The sequence below is a fragment of the Bacillota bacterium genome (genome assembly GCA_018818595.1).
Taxonomy (GTDB): domain Bacteria; phylum Bacillota_I; class Bacilli_A; order Izemoplasmatales; family Hujiaoplasmataceae; genus JAHIRM01.
This window is the reverse complement of record JAHIRM010000013.1, coordinates 172,682-187,877: the sequence shown is the minus strand read 5'-3', so window position 1 is coordinate 187,877 and position 15,196 is coordinate 172,682. Positions and strand designations below refer to the sequence as shown.

Sequence of the window (15,196 nt, the reverse complement as noted above, 5' to 3'; positions counted from 1 at the left end):
TTGAAAGAAAAAATAATTAATTATCATTATTGCTTTTTTTGATTAAATTTGATACAATAATAACGCTTATGTCTATGGAGGTGATTATATGGCAAATATTAAGTCGCAAATAAAACGTAATCTTACAAATGATAAAAGACGTTTAGCTAACGCTTCTTTTAAATCATCATTAAAAACTGCAATTAAAAATGTTGAAATGGCAGTGGAAAAAAAGGACAAAGATGCCGCTGTTATCGCATTAAGTATCGCATACAAAAAACTTGACAAATCTGTCGCAAAAGGCGTTCATCACAATAATTATTCATCAAGACAAAAATCACGCTTAACTAGAAAAGTTAATGTTCTTTAAAGAAAAAAAGCCAATTGGCTTTTTTTCTTTCTAAACATTTATTTGTTTATCTTTAACAAAAATAATTCAAGTCCGATTCTTTTATCGATTTGTCCACTTTTAATTTGGTAATCAAGCATTTCTAATTGACTCAAATATCTCATGAGCATCTGATCTTCTACTTCTTTTGCATTTTTAACCATATAGTACGCTCTACCTTTTGTAACAGAAAAATATTTCATGATATCTTCAAATTGATAATTTAAATGGATTAATTCTTTGGTGTAAAGAATCTCTTGGAATTTGTTTACGATAACACCAATCATCCACATCGGTTCTGTATTGATTTTAATTAAATCTTGATAGATACTCATAATCGTTCTTCCATCTTGCGATAAAACGGCATTTACTAACTGATAAATATTGTCTTCTAAATTTCTTGATACAACTTCTCTAATAATTGAAATATCTATTTTTGTATCCTTATCAATGTACATAAGCACTTTATCTAGTTCGTTCATCATGAGCGTTTTATCATAACTTGTTCTAGAAACAAACAATTGAAGTGCGTTAGCATCTATCGTTTTTTCTTTTTCTTTAAGAATATCTTTTATGAGTGCATAAAGGTCTTCCGATTCATTCTTTTGACAAATAGTAACCTCTGCTTGATCTTGAATAATCTTCACTAAATTTTTTCGAGAATCAAGTCGTTCATAAGGAGCTTGAATAATTAAAACGGTTGTAGGGTTTGGATTATTCCAATAACTTAAAAATAAATCAAATTGATGATTTAGTTCTTTTGGTGATTTATTTTGCGATAAAAAGGAAGCATTCGAAATCACGACTGCTTTTTTTTCATCCAAAAAAGGAATGGTCATCGCACTTGTTATCGCTTCATCTAATAGACTTTCATCCATATCGTAAAACTCTGCGCACTCAAGTGAGATATTGTGTAAGTTCAAAATTGATAATGTTTTATTTTTAATACAATAATGATCTGTCCCATAAAGCAAATAACGATTTTTTTCCATCTCTAATCACCGATATGATTATATCATGAAAAAAATGAAAGATAAAGTTTTATCCGGGAATTTCAATTAAGAAGAATCGAGTATGCTTGGGAATTGATTCCAAAAGAATTGTTGATGCTTATACGTTTGAAAAAACGTCTGATTCTTGATGATTCCATAAAATATGGTAATCGTCCCTACTTGATCTGTTCTCAAAACAAAAATTTCTCTTTTCTTAAAACGATTTAGAACTTCTTCGCTTGGATGTTGATAGATGTTATTTATTCCCACTGATATTATTGCAGTTTTTGGTTGGATTGCATTTAAAAATGATTCGGTTGTTGCATTAGAACTTCCGTGGTGTGATACTTTTAGAATATCCACTTGCAAATCATATTTATCGATAAGTTCTTTTTCGATTTTTGATTCAGCATCTCCTAAAAATAACCAATAATCATTCCCAATCTTTCCATACAACACGATCGAATTGTTATTTTCTAAGGAATTTGTTTGATAGGAATTTAAGACTTGAAATTCTAGTCCTTTGCAGCTAATCGTATCACCTTCTTTTGTAAGCGTAACTAAAATGTTTTCATTATTTTTTATACTAGTTCCAGCGACAATCATTTTTACATCAATGGACTTAATAATATCATCAACTTCACCATAATGATCTTCGTGATTATGTGTTATAAGCAAAATATCGATTGAAGAAATGTTTTCTCCTTTTAGGTATTCAATTATGCCATCAAAGTCATCAATTGGTCCTGTATCTATCAATAGATTACAGTTATTTTGATGGACAAGTATTGCATCTCCTTGTCCTACATCAAAAACCTTTACATACGTAATGCCAATCGTGGTGTTTAATGAAACAGTGACTATAATAAGAATTATCATGTAAAATCCATATATAAGTGTTCGTTTCTTATTTAAATAGGCTTTTAGTAAAAGAAATATGATGATGTAATACATTATTTTGAATGCATTGTTTGGAAAATTAAAAGTGATTTGGAAATTATAGAAATTAAATAATTCAATTCCTTTTAAAAAAAGTGAGGTAGCGTATCCATATATTGGATCAAAAATCACAATGAAAAGGGTTAAAAAAGATAAAGGTAAAAACATCTTACTTACAAACTCAATAAAAAATACATTCGCAAAAATAGTAATAACTCCAAATGATTTGTTTGTTTCGAGCAATAAAGGTAAACTAACTAAATTAGCAAGTAATGTAATTTTAAGTACTTGAATTAAATGTGAATTCTTATAAAAAAATATCCTTCCAAGAAGAATAGCGCAGGCAACTAAATAACTTAATTGAAATCCTAACAACAATATATAATTTGGATTAAAAAGTAAATAAAGGACAAAAGAGAACGTTAATAAATCCGTTCGAGAGAAAAGAAGATTTTTATCCTCATTCCAAAATAAAGTGATAATCAACAAGGAAGCTCTTACAATCGAAACGGAAAATCCAGTTATAATGTTATATATTACTAAAAAAACGCCTATCAAAAAATGATGGTGTTTTTTTTGTAAATAAAACCTTTTTAACAGTTGATTTAAAAATGCAACAATCATTCCAACGTGCATTCCTGACAAGGCAAACAAGTGCGTTATTCCCAATTCTTTTGTTGCTATGTTAAATTCGTCACTTACATATTCGGAGTTTCCTAAAACCAGTAATAATAAAAAAGGACTTGTTTTCTGTGAAAAATTCAAAAGAATATATTCTGAAATGGAGGTTTTTATTTGATTTATATGAAAATGATGATTCGTTACAAAAACATCCGTTGCGTAAAAAGAGGCGGTAATTCCTATTGTATTTAAATAAGTTTGATAATCAAATGTATGAGGTATTTGTTGTGATTCATTTTCAAAAAAATCCCCTTCAATAACAACCAAATCTCCTGGAGAAACCGATACTAGATTGTCGGAATATACGTAGTATTTTTTTGTGCCTTGAAGCAAAACAAATTTGGTTTGAAATACATCGACTACCTTTCCTTCTAAACTACTCTTTGTATCATCAAACGTTACTTCTTCTGTTAAGAATATCCGAAGTTGCATCACAAATAATACAGTCAAACAAATCACAAAAATGTTTTTAGCTTTTTTGCATAAAAATAGGAGTTCTGCAAAAAGAAAAGGAATGATAAGAACTTCTTTAAGACTCAATAAAAACAATAAAACGACAATTCCAACATGAATAAATTTACCAGATTCAGACAGTAATGTAATCTTTAATTTGTTCATAAATACTATCTTTGATTCCAGATACTAACACAATATCTTCAATAGATAAGAAATCACCAAATTCAGCTCGGTAATCAATGATTCGCTGACCCAAAATTATTCCGATACCTTTTAGAGTCATTAACGCTTCTAAATTGGCTTTATTAATATTGATTTTCCCAGATAAATCTTGACCCGAACTAATGATTTTTTCTTGGAGATTGGGAATAGATAATTCAAACCCAATGTATAAAGGCATGGAGTAGAGTAAATTTGTCGTGTCAGCGTTAATAGTAACGCCGCCAGCTTCATTGATTAAGGTTTGAAGCGTATAGGTATCATCCACAAAATATTGTCCTGGTTGAACAATTTCTCCACTAATTGTGACTTTAAACAAATGACTGCTTGAGTCTTCGGAATCGATTGATTGGCTTTTTTCTGGAATAAAAATAACTAACTGATCGCTTACAATTAAAGATAAATTAATAGAGCTTGTATCCGCATCATTTGTAAGGCCTCCTGCTAAAAGGAGTGCATCCATAATTCTTTTTCCTTGTTCCAATTTATAAACTCCAGGAACGAGAACTTCGCCTTTGATATCCACATAAACAAATTCACTTTGAGTTTGAACTTCAATGATTGTTTCAGATTTTGGTATGATAATTACTAACTCATCGTATACATTTTTTGATAAATTAATTTTACTTACATCCGCACTTGGTAGTAATCCACCAGATAGTAAAATCACATCTGAAATTCTCATACTTTTTCCAACTTCATAAACTCCAGGATACAAAACTTCTCCCTTGATATCGACAAATACACTTTCAAGTACTAAATTAGAAGTCGTCGTTTGTTGATAAGTCAATGGACTGGCAATGGATGTTACAATCGTTGTATCTGAATCTTTATTGAAACCGTTTATTACAATAATCCCAATTACTCCAAAAAGCAATAAAAAAAACCCAGCATATTTGCGTATAAATGAAAGCATTATATCACCTCATAAAAATACTACGCTTGCTAGATTTAAATTCTTTATTCAGTTTTTTGTAGAACAAAAATGGTGCGCTCAGGAAATACCTTTTTCTCAAGAATTTTAAAACCTACTCTAAGACTTATCGACTCATAAAGCGAAATATCATGAGTTTCTTCGTAAATTCTTACTTCTTGATTTTCTCCTTGTAGATTTAAAGTGATTGTATGAACAATGCTATGTTCTTTGTTTCCTTTATGGGATTCCCAATGAAATTGAAATTCTTGATCATCTTCTACGTATCCATCTAAAGCATCGATGTATTCTGCACTTAAAACATCGAAAATAAAAACTCCATTTTCATTTAAACCTTCATAAATATTTGTGAAACCAAATAAAACATCTTCTAAATCTGCTAAATGGTTAATCACATCCATAGAAGCAATAACGGTATCATATGTGGATGAGAAAGGATCTAACATATCGTAAACTGCAATCTTGATTGGAATATGTTCCTCATTTGCTCGAAAATTTACAATCTGCAACATTTCTTCACTTAAATCGGTAGCCATAACTTGAAACCCTTTTTGGGAAAGTTCTAAAGAAAGGGTCCCCGTTCCACATCCAATATCAAGTAAAGTTCCTTTTGAAGTATATTTATCAATTAAATTTATGTATTCTTGATAGATCTCATGGTCAATAAAAGCGTCATAAAAAGAAGCTAATAAATCATAGCTCACTCTTTATTACCTTCAAGAAAGATTTCTTCTCTTTCAAAAAATAGCTTTTCAATTTTATAATAGGCGCGATCTTCTTGATGCATGACATGGACAATTATTTCACCTAAATCAAATAAAATCCAACGATTTTCACTTGCCCCTTCGATTCTTCTAATCGCATCTTTAGGCAAAGATTTGGCAAGATGATCAATTGCCGCGTGAACTTGCCTTTCATTCGAAGCTGAAGCAATTATTTGATAATCAAAATAAGGTGAAAACCCTCTAAAATCAAATATTCTTATATCTGTTAGTATTAAATCACTTAATGTTTTGGTGACAACTTGCAAAAGATCACTCATTCATTTCCTCCAATTTCATTTGATAATTATCAATGGCTTCTTTCGTAATTTTGGCGATAAATTCGCCATTACGAGTTAGATGACTAATTGTTAATTTCATTATCTCAAAGACGGTTTTATCTAGATTAATTTTAGAAAGATTTTTAAGTTTTTCATTGACATTTTTTCTTGAATCCTCGATAAAATCACTTACATAAATGATTTTTTCAAGGATAGACATGTCACTTCTTCCTGTTGTATGAAAGCAAATAGCATTTAAAATGTCTTCGTCGTCTATTTCACACTCATGTTTTGCATAATCACAAGCGCTTAAGGCGTGCCACGCTTTAGGTGGCCAGAGATTTAATTCTTCTTTTCCAAAAAAATGTATGATTCTCGAAATAGTTTCTTCTTTCGATTCAAGTTTGGTTGAATCATGTAAAAGTCCTGCAATTTCTCCTTTTATAGGGTCTATTCCATAAACACCACATAAAGAAATTGCGGTTGAAATGACACCTTCTGTATGAATTTGTCTTTTTTGGTCTTTCTGTAATTTATTAAAAACTAAACGATATAGTTCCTCTAATGATTTCATTAAATAATCGCGGGTCTCGAGTAAACACCCACAACAAAAGGAGCAAAAGCTCTCACATAAAATGGGGCTCTTATGGTAACAAACCCAAGTCCAGAAAAGACGATGTCATATTTTGAATTGTCTCTAATTTTAAACTCATGAAAAACCCATTTTGGAACTGCTTCATCTTCATTAAATGGTGGAGTAAGTAATGAATACAATTTAGTCTCGTACAGTTCATCAGCGCGAATGGTTTTCGTACGATGAATGTTTAACGTATTGGCAAAATAAGTTACCACATTCACTTTGTCCCCTGTTTCACCGTTGATAATGTCAAGTCTTGCAAGACCACCAAAAAATAAAGTTTGTCCTTCGTTTAGTTGAAAAACCAAAGGTTTTACTTCTTTTTTTGGAACGGTTAATTTGTAAGAAGGTCTCGTCAAATAGTGTGTATATTGATGTTTATTAATTACACCTGGTGTATCAAAAATCATTGTGCCATCTAAAAGAGGAAATCCTACAAGACCAATGGTTGTTCCTGGTGATGAAGACACAGTGACAACATCAGCAGGTGATCCAAGATAACGTTTTAAGATTTGATTAATTATTTTTGATTTTCCTACATTGGTTGACCCAACGATATATACATTTCTTTTTCCTTTATGCTTTTCAATAATTGCCATTAAGTCATCAAAATTATTCCCGTATTTAGCGGAAATTAGAATACTATCCAAAACGCTAAATCCTTCACTTGCAAGCATTTGTTTTAGCCAATTTAAGATACGTTCTGGTTTCACGTTTTTGGGAAGTAAATCCATTTTGTTTCCCACTAAAATAACATCTTCATTTCCAGTAAGTCGTTTAATGGCTGGAACAAATGAACCTGAAAAATCAAATATATCAACGATTTTAACTATTAAAGCATTTTCTTTGCTAATTTTATTAATGACATTTAGGTAATCATCATTGGATAAACTGTAAGTAATAATATCGCTGTAATGACGTATTCTATAACATCTTTGACAAAGAAGATTTTTTTGTTCAAAAGAGTCTGTCATCGTTTCTGAAACAAATCCCGGCAAAGTTTTATCGATGGTTTGAATTAATGCTCCACAACCCTTACAATATAGTTCAGTCATAGTTTTCTACCTCTTCTCTGCTAAATGTAATTCGTTAAAATACGCAATATTATGTTTTTTTAACTTTACTAATACTCTCTTTTCAAGTTTTCGATTTAATTTAGTATACCACTTTTCAACGTTTCGTTTAATGGCATCTACAACGATAACGTTAAATCCCATTCGTTTTCCGCCTAGGACATCTGTCATAAATTGATCTCCAATAACGCAAACTTGATTACATGTTACGTCATGAAGGAAATTAAATGCTTTTTTAAATCCTCTTTTTAAAGGCTTTCTTGCACTGCTAACAAATAAAGAATGCACTTGATTTGAAAAAAATTTAACTCGATCATAGTGATTGTTTGAGATAATAACAATTTGGAATTCTAAAAGAGTAAGTTTAGAAAACAATTGAATGATTAAATCATTAGGTGAAGTTTCATCATATGGTATTAATGTATTATCCAAATCAATCAGTAAGGCTTTAATTCCTTTTTGTTTTAAAGCCTCAAAGTTAATATCAAAAACGGTTTTTTGATAATCATCTGGACAAAACAATGAATCTTTTACAAATATTCCAATCATTTCTTACCTCCAAATACTAATCTATATTATACCTAATAATCGCAAAAAAGTCCATTTTTTTATTTTGTGATTTCTAATCATCAAAATCACATTATAAAAAAAACGATGATAGAAAATCATCGAATTTTATAAAGTAACTAACCCTCGATTTTGGCTTGAAAAGAAAGAACTTTTAGGCCTTGCCTTAAAACAAAACCATCTAGTTGAATCCACTCATCTTTTGGTTTTAAAATCAGCTCTATCTCTTCATTAACGTATAACGGTTGTATGTAATGAATTTGGTAGGTATTTGGGCTGGTTTTATGTTCAAGCGATTCTACAACGTAACGAATATAACAAGAATTGTTGACATGTAGATTTTCATCAATATCTTTTGATAAAATACGTTTGCAAATCGCTGTTTGATTCATTTGTAATTCGATTGGAGATATTTTTTTAAAATTAATTTGAAAAAATACTGTGTCAGATTCAAAAACAAGATTTTTATCAACAACATTCGATTGAAGAGCGTTTTGAAGTTTTAGAGTACTCCGGCTTACGATACTCCAAAGAGCCATTGCCTTTAAAAGTTCAATTCCATTTAAATCCATAATCCGATAATTCCAAATAATCCCTAGTTTTGTGATAGGGTTTGGCCATGTTTCAATTTGAATCGTTTGATTTGATACAGGCAAAGATTTCCACTCTACTCGAATTCTTGAGATAACCCAAAACAATCCGATAATATTCATCTGTTCATACCCAAATCCGAGATCTTGACTATAAAAATCTGTTGAAATTTGCAATTGCTTTTGAACAGATTCAAGAATCATGGAAAGTGGCGGGTTAGGGCCTAAATCTTGCATCGTAACATTTCTTAAATACTTCGCGATCATCTCCAAGAACGACCTTTTTTTGGTTTAATCAAACAAGTAGGTTCGAAACCAATCAAATCATAACGTTTTGCTTTCATTAACGCTTCAAATACCAAATCATAGTTTTTCGGATTGCGGTATTGGATTAATGCTCTTTGCATGGCTTTTTCTTGAGCAGATTTTGCAACATAAAGAGGAGTCATGGTCCTTGGATCTAACCCGGTATAATACATGGTTGTAGAAAGAGTCAAAGGGGTAGGATAAAAGTCTTGAACTTGTTCTGGATTGTATTTCATATCCCGTATGTATTCTGCTAATATAATTGCATCTTCAATGGTAGATCCGGGATGTGAACTCATTAAATAGGGAACAAGATATTGTTCTTTTTGAATATGATTATTGATGGCATAAAATTTTCTAACAAATTCATCAAATAAAGCTTTTTTTGGTTTACCCATTTTTTCTAATACTCGATCTGATACATGTTCTGGTGCTACTTTTAATTGCCCAGATACATGATGTTGTACTAGTTCTTTAAAAAAAGTATCATCTTTGTCATACATGACATAATCATATCTTATTCCACTTCGAATAAAAACTTTTTTGATTCCTTCTAATTCTCTTAATTCTCTTAAAACTGCTAAATAATCACTATGATCAACAATCAATTGCGAACAAGGTTCATCTTGAATGCATTGCCTGTTTTGACATACTCCATATTTTTCTTGTTGCTTACAAGATTTGTGGTAAAAGTTTGCTGTTGGCCCACCTACATCGTGAATGTACCCTTTAAACTCTTCGTCTTTTTCAAATTCTTTTGCTTCTAACACAACAGATTCTTTGCTTCTAGATTGAATCGTTCTTCCTTGATGCATCGTTAAAGCACAAAAAGAACATCCTCCATAACAACCGCGATTAATTGTAATGCTAAATAGTACTTCGTCCATTGCTTTAATGTGTCCTTGTTTTTCTTGCAAAGGATGAGGACGTCTCATAAATGGTAAAGTATAAATTTGATCCATTTCAAATTCAGTTAAAGGAGGCTGAGGAGGGTTTTGAACCACATAATGATTTTTATAATTTTCGACAAGTGGTCTTGCAGAAATAGCATCGGTGTTCTTGTATTGAATCATAAAAGATTTTGCATATGTTTCTTTTGAAGCAATTAATTCATCAAAAGAAGGTAAAACAATTGAGTTTTGCGCAATCAAATCTTCATTATTCGTTTTATAAACCGTTCCTTTAATGTAAATGATATCAGTGGCTTTTAGTCCAGCATCTAATGCTTCTGCAATTTCAACGATTGCTAATTCGCCCATACCATAGACTAACAAGTCTGCTTTTGAATCAATTAAAATGCTTTTACGAATGTGATCTTCCCAGTAATCATAATGGGAAAGTCTTCGAAGTGATGCCTCAATCCCTCCAACAATTATTACATTTTCAGAGTCGATTTCTCTAATGAGATTGCTATATTTAATAACGGCTCTATCTGGTCTTTTACCTGCAACTCCACCAGGAGTATATGTGTCTGAATTCCTTTTTCTTTTATTGACTGTATAGTGGTTAACCATTGAATCAATGTTCCCACTATTTACAAGCCAGCCAAGTCGTGGTTTACCAAATTCTAGAAAGGAATTTGAGTCTTTTACATTTGGCTGAGAAAGAATACAAACTGTAAATCCGTGTCTTTCTAAAATTCTAGCGATAATTGCCGTGCCAAAAGAAGGATGATCGCAGTATGCGTCTCCTGTAACAAATACAAAATCAGGTTGACTGATTCCGCTGTTTTCCATTTCCAAACGATTAATTGGTAAAAACGGCATAGTTACACCTCGTAATTCTTAAATAATTGTTTTAATTCTTTGCGCATGATTTTGTAATTTGGTTCATATTTTAAGAGTAAATCATAAAAGGATTTTTGATGTCCTGGAACCACTAAATGGATGAGTTCATGAAGTAAAATAGCGTGTAAGTACTTTTTTTCAAATCGGCAAAGAACGCTATTTAGCTTAATGATTCTTTTTTTGATATGACAACTACCAAATTGACTTTTCATAAGCTGACTCTTAAAAGTAATGTTGTTAAGATTAATTTCTTTCCCTAACGTATCTTCCAAAGTTAAAAGCATCACTTTTACAGTATCTAATACTATTGTTTGAAAAAATGATTCTAATTTTTTATGATTTAAGTCTTGTTGGTTTGTTTGGTAAATAAGAATATTGTTAGATAATATGATTTTTTGATTGGAAGATTTCACTTTTTCAAGAGGAATCTTTTGTCCGAAAATAGAAACAAAATCAGAATTATATAAATTTAATCTTTGTGGAATATCAATCATTTTATGGATCTTCGCTTCATTCTTTTGGATAAATTTGATAATTTCTGATTCCGAAACTAATTTATTTGTAGTAATCAATAAGTGACTATTTTTCTTGATTCTTAAGTAAGTATTTTTTATGTTTTTATAACGGATATCGTACGACATTTGTTTTGTTCCTATTTGAACCGTTTTCATCTTAAGCCTCCAAAAAAGCGATGGCAAAATCCGTTGTCTTTTTAGCAACATCGGTAACGATATCTTTATAGATTTTTGTTTGAATCGGGTCGTCAATCACATCTGATATTCCCCTGATTGATAGAAAAGGAGTGTTAAATTTATAGCAAGTCATTCCGATTGCCATGCCTTCCATTTCGCAAGCTAAAACATTGTCAATTTCATTAAGAATAGGCAATAAAACTCGCGTAGAAACAACAAACTGATCCCCTGAAACAATGTTACCAATTAAATAAGGAATTTTCAGTTTATCAAAGACCGTAATCGCTTTTTTTCTTAAATTTGAGTCTGTAAAAATTTGTAAAGGTTCATCTCCTATTTTACCAAAGGGCAGATGATCAATTTCGATTAAAGAAACATCGAAATAACTAACGGCTTCAGCTAAAATAATGTTGCCTTCTTTTGCGGGAATCAGTCCTCCCGCAACGCCAATATTCATTACATAATCGATGGAAAATGTTTTCAAAAGAAGCGTAGTTGTTATGGCAGCATTTACCTTGCCAACTCCTGATTTTACTAAAACTACTTTTTTATCAAATATTTCGCCTACAAAAAAACGTTTATCAGCAATGTCTATCACTTCATTTTGCTTCATAACATCAAATAAATAAGCTAATTCTTTATCCATTGCTCCAATGATTCCAATCATTTCCAACCCTCCAAAAGAAAAAAGAGAAAAATTTTCATTTTCTCATTATTTGATATCGATAATTTCCACGGATAATTCTGTGCCAGTCTCAGCTTTATATTGAATAACATTTCCTTTTTTATGGCCAATCAATGCTCTACCAATTGGCGATTCATTGGATATTTTGCCTTGCAAAGGATTTGCTTCTAGATGACCAACAATTGTAAATTCTCTCACGTTATCATTGCTCAAAAATTTTATAATGACTGTTTTGCCAATCATTACTACTCTTGAATTCGTATCACGAATGATTTCTGAATGTTTTAAAATGTTTTCTATTTCTTTGATTCTAGCTTCAATTCTTGCTTGTTCGTCTCTTGCTGCATCGTAATCAGCGTTTTCAGACAAGTCTCCTTGAGCTCTAGCTTCTTTTAAAGCTTCTAAATTTTGTTTGCGGTCAACTTCTTTCAAAGTTTCTAATTCTTGTTTTAAATTTTGAAAGCCGGCTTCCGTTAATTTAAAAGTGTTTTCCATAATTTTTGTCCCCTTACTTTTAGTGTTTTATATTATAACATAGTTTATTTGTTTAAGATAGTAATAATTTTTGCATTTATTAAATCCACAGCCACATCATGAGAATAGTCATTTGGTATAATGATATCCGCATACCGTTTTGATGGTTTTACAAACGCATAATGCATCGGTTTTACAGTTGTCAAGTATTGTTCAATGACACTTTCTATGGTTCTTCCTCTTTCTTTTGTATCTCGTTTCAATCTTCGAATAAACCTCAAATCGTCATCTGCTTCCACAAAGATTTTGATATCAGCAAGATTTCGAATTCGTTCATCTTCTAAAACTAAAATACCTTCTAATATAATAATCTTTGCCGGATGAACAATTTCTACTTTTTTTGCTCTTGTTAAATTCACAAAATCATAAGTTGGTTTTTCAATAGAGTGGCCTAAAATCAGCTCTTGAATATGATTGTAAAATAAATCATTGTCAAGGGAGAATGGATGATCATAATTTACTTTTCTTCGTTCTTCCATAGAAAGTGAAGATTGATTTTTGTAATAATCGTCATGTTTTATTACAATAATCTCAAAATGTCCCAGAGTCGCTAGTATTTTATTCACAACCGTTGTTTTTCCAGAGGACGATCCACCTGCGACTGCTATTACGACTGGTTTTGTCATTTAAAACACCTTCCTAATTAAATCATATGGTTTTAAGTCAAGATCAGATTGAAACAATATTATTTGTAAAGGATGTCTTGCGGCGTCTAAAAGGAGTCCATCTTCAGAATATAAATCTCCTACTTGAAATTGAATGGGTATTTGTGTTGGGCTCAACACTTCTAAAATGTCTTGCGGCTTGAAGTAATTTCGTTGTTCAATCATTGCTTGTTTGGTTTCTTGATTGTAACTTAGCACAATTCCAACAAACTCTTTGGTTGGCTCTTCGCTTCTCATGTTGTAAAGCTGTTGCAAAGGTGTAGTTATCCCTTTCATAAAACCAAATGATGTTAAACGATTTTCTGCTTTTTTTATTTCATTTTCATAAAATGAAATCGGTTTGATTTGTCTTAAATCATAATCATCTATTAACATTCGATAGGTTGATACAACTGTGGCGATGTAGTGAATGGATTTCATTCTGCCTTCAATTTTTAAAGATGAAATTCCAAGGTCCATTAGAGTAGGAATAAAAGCTAACGTTTCTAAGTCTTTTGAAGACATTTGAAAATCAAAATCCTCGCTGATTTTTGTATCGAGATGATATAGATCATATTTCCAGCGGCAACTATGTGCACACCCACCTCTATTTGCGTCTCGATTTGACATATAGTTTGATAACGTGCATTTTCCTGAATAAGATACGCACATTCCTCCATGGATAAATACTTCTAATTCCGATAAAGTATTGTGAGATATCGTTTTAATTTCTTCAAGAGATAATTCTCTTGCTAAAACAATTCGTGAAATTCCATAATTATACCAATAATTAGAAAGCAGACTATTTGTCACGGATAATTGGGTTGATAGATGAATATTTAAGTGAGTGAGCGTTTTTGCTCGGTCAATAATATAAGGACTTGAACAAATAATGGCATCCACTTGACATCTTTCTAAATCAAGTAAGTATTGATCTAAATCAAGTAAATCGGAATTGTGTGGAACAATATTAGTAGTCACATAAATTTTTTTTTGAATCGAATGAGCAAAATCAACTGCTTCCTTTATTGAAACTAATGAGAAATTAGATGCTCTAGCTCTAAGTGAAAACTTTGTTCCACCTATATAGACCGCATCTGCGCCATATAATAATGCTATTTTTACTTTTTCAAGGTCTCCGGCTGGAGCTAATAGTTCTGGCTTCATTCGTTTTCACCTTTTATTTTCTCAGTTTTTCGGTAATAAAATCCGCTGTCATATAATTTATTGTATGTATTGAAAAACGATGAAACTAGAGATTCATTTTGATATGCCTTAATTGCTTGATAATATTCATCATCACTCATAAAGATTCTTTCTAAAAACAAATCCGTTAAGTAAGGCTTTAACACACCCAGTTCTTGAAAAGAAGATAGTTTTTTGGAGCGAAAGATATAAGTGCCAAATCGATCTTCAACGATAGGATATTCTTCGTTTTTTCTCATTTCTTCTTTTAAATAAAAAGAAGTACTTGATAAATAATTTTGAATTTTTTCTCCTTTAAAAGAAAAATAATTTGTAAGCAACGGTCTTCTAGAGTAAAACATATCTAAATATCCATGACCAACAAGCGAAATTTCTAAGTGATGATGATTCGAAGAAATGTCTATAATATCTTCTAAAGTTATTTCCTTCGAAATAGTCATTCCTTTAATTTTGAATTGATGTAAAAACCAAGAATCGTAACCATTTGTATTCATTGTCCCTGGTTGATAAATCATTAAGTGTTCCATATTATGTTCTTTTGAGGCCACAAGAATGGTCATATCAAAACACACAATTCCATCTACGTTCATTTTGTTTAATATGGATAAATAATTATGAAGTTCCACTAAATCCGTTTCGTGGATCATTGTGTTCATTAAAATGTAAATTGATTTTTGCATTTGTTTTACTTTTTTTACAATTAGATCTATTTCGGATAAAGAAAAAGGATAAACGGCTTTTGCAGTAAAATAATTGGTTTGAACTAAGAATACATCAACGCCAATATTGCCTAAATGTTCAATTTCATCCATTGATTTTAACGTTGCAACGATTCTCATGTTTTC

At 31.1% G+C, this 15,196-nt stretch carries 17 protein-coding genes; 1 reads left to right on the top strand and 16 read right to left on the bottom strand.

The features are described from left to right. Window positions 1–88 precede the first annotated feature (88 nt). On the top strand, window positions 89–349 hold the full coding sequence (gene rpsT, locus KJ971_03555; protein ID MBU1144920.1) for a 30S ribosomal protein S20: 261 nt from the start codon (window positions 89–91) through the stop codon (window positions 347–349). Between the two features lie 38 nt (window positions 350–387). Here rpsT and holA read toward each other — a convergent pair whose 3' ends face one another. The 16 genes from holA to KJ971_03475 all read right to left on the bottom strand — a co-directional run bounded on the left by holA (window position 388) and on the right by KJ971_03475 (window position 15,190). After that, window positions 388–1,359: a DNA polymerase III subunit delta gene (holA, locus tag KJ971_03550; GenBank protein MBU1144919.1), complete on the bottom strand. Its 972-nt coding sequence runs from the start codon at window positions 1,357–1,359 to the stop codon at window positions 388–390. Window positions 1,360–1,425: 66 nt separating this feature from the next. Beyond that, entirely contained in the window at window positions 1,426–3,597 is a 2,172-nt protein-coding gene (locus KJ971_03545) for a DNA internalization-related competence protein ComEC/Rec2 (GenBank protein MBU1144918.1), read from the bottom strand. Continuing rightward, complete coding sequence (locus KJ971_03540; protein ID MBU1144917.1) at window positions 3,566–4,570, bottom strand: SLBB domain-containing protein; 1,005 nt, start codon at window positions 4,568–4,570, stop codon at window positions 3,566–3,568. The genes KJ971_03545 and KJ971_03540 overlap by 32 nt, the downstream gene beginning before the upstream one ends. A 44-nt stretch (window positions 4,571–4,614) precedes the next feature. After that, a complete protein-coding gene (locus tag KJ971_03535; protein ID MBU1144916.1) occupies window positions 4,615–5,292 on the bottom strand; it encodes a class I SAM-dependent methyltransferase in 678 nt (225 codons plus the stop codon). Next, window positions 5,289–5,630: a ribosome silencing factor gene (rsfS, locus tag KJ971_03530; protein MBU1144915.1), complete on the bottom strand. Its 342-nt coding sequence runs from the start codon at window positions 5,628–5,630 to the stop codon at window positions 5,289–5,291. The genes KJ971_03535 and rsfS overlap by 4 nt, the downstream gene beginning before the upstream one ends. Then, window positions 5,623–6,204: a bis(5'-nucleosyl)-tetraphosphatase (symmetrical) YqeK gene (gene yqeK, locus KJ971_03525; protein MBU1144914.1), complete on the bottom strand. Its 582-nt coding sequence runs from the start codon at window positions 6,202–6,204 to the stop codon at window positions 5,623–5,625. Before yqeK ends, rsfS begins: the two co-directional genes overlap by 8 nt. Then, on the bottom strand, window positions 6,204–7,322 hold the full coding sequence (yqeH, locus tag KJ971_03520) for a ribosome biogenesis GTPase YqeH (GenBank protein ID MBU1144913.1): 1,119 nt from the start codon (window positions 7,320–7,322) through the stop codon (window positions 6,204–6,206). Before yqeH ends, yqeK begins: the two co-directional genes overlap by 1 nt. 6 nt (window positions 7,323–7,328) lie before the next feature. After that, entirely contained in the window at window positions 7,329–7,889 is a 561-nt protein-coding gene (locus KJ971_03515; GenBank protein ID MBU1144912.1) for a YqeG family HAD IIIA-type phosphatase, read from the bottom strand. A 137-nt stretch (window positions 7,890–8,026) separates the two neighbouring features. Next, window positions 8,027–8,764, bottom strand: coding sequence for a hypothetical protein (locus KJ971_03510; GenBank protein ID MBU1144911.1), 738 nt, complete (start codon window positions 8,762–8,764; stop codon window positions 8,027–8,029). Beyond that, complete coding sequence (locus tag KJ971_03505) at window positions 8,761–10,569, bottom strand: YgiQ family radical SAM protein (GenBank protein MBU1144910.1); 1,809 nt, start codon at window positions 10,567–10,569, stop codon at window positions 8,761–8,763. The genes KJ971_03510 and KJ971_03505 overlap by 4 nt, the downstream gene beginning before the upstream one ends. A gap of 2 nt (window positions 10,570–10,571) precedes the next feature. Next, window positions 10,572–11,261: a M48 family metallopeptidase gene (locus tag KJ971_03500; GenBank protein ID MBU1144909.1), complete on the bottom strand. Its 690-nt coding sequence runs from the start codon at window positions 11,259–11,261 to the stop codon at window positions 10,572–10,574. 1 nt (window position 11,262) lies between these two features. After that, window positions 11,263–11,949 (bottom strand): 5'-methylthioadenosine/adenosylhomocysteine nucleosidase, encoded by a 687-nt coding sequence (locus tag KJ971_03495; protein ID MBU1144908.1) that lies wholly within the window; start codon window positions 11,947–11,949, stop codon window positions 11,263–11,265. A gap of 45 nt (window positions 11,950–11,994) precedes the next feature. After that, the gene (greA, locus tag KJ971_03490; protein MBU1144907.1) at window positions 11,995–12,462 is read right to left on the bottom strand and encodes a transcription elongation factor GreA; all 468 of its coding nucleotides are present in this window, start codon (window positions 12,460–12,462) and stop codon (window positions 11,995–11,997) included. Between the two features lie 44 nt (window positions 12,463–12,506). After that, on the bottom strand, window positions 12,507–13,127 hold the full coding sequence (udk, locus tag KJ971_03485; GenBank protein ID MBU1144906.1) for a uridine kinase: 621 nt from the start codon (window positions 13,125–13,127) through the stop codon (window positions 12,507–12,509). After that, window positions 13,128–14,312, bottom strand: coding sequence for a U32 family peptidase (locus tag KJ971_03480; protein MBU1144905.1), 1,185 nt, complete (start codon window positions 14,310–14,312; stop codon window positions 13,128–13,130). Then, window positions 14,309–15,190, bottom strand: a complete 882-nt coding sequence (locus KJ971_03475; protein ID MBU1144904.1) for a U32 family peptidase — start codon at window positions 15,188–15,190, stop codon at window positions 14,309–14,311. Before KJ971_03475 ends, KJ971_03480 begins: the two co-directional genes overlap by 4 nt. Window positions 15,191–15,196: the final 6 nt, after the last annotated feature.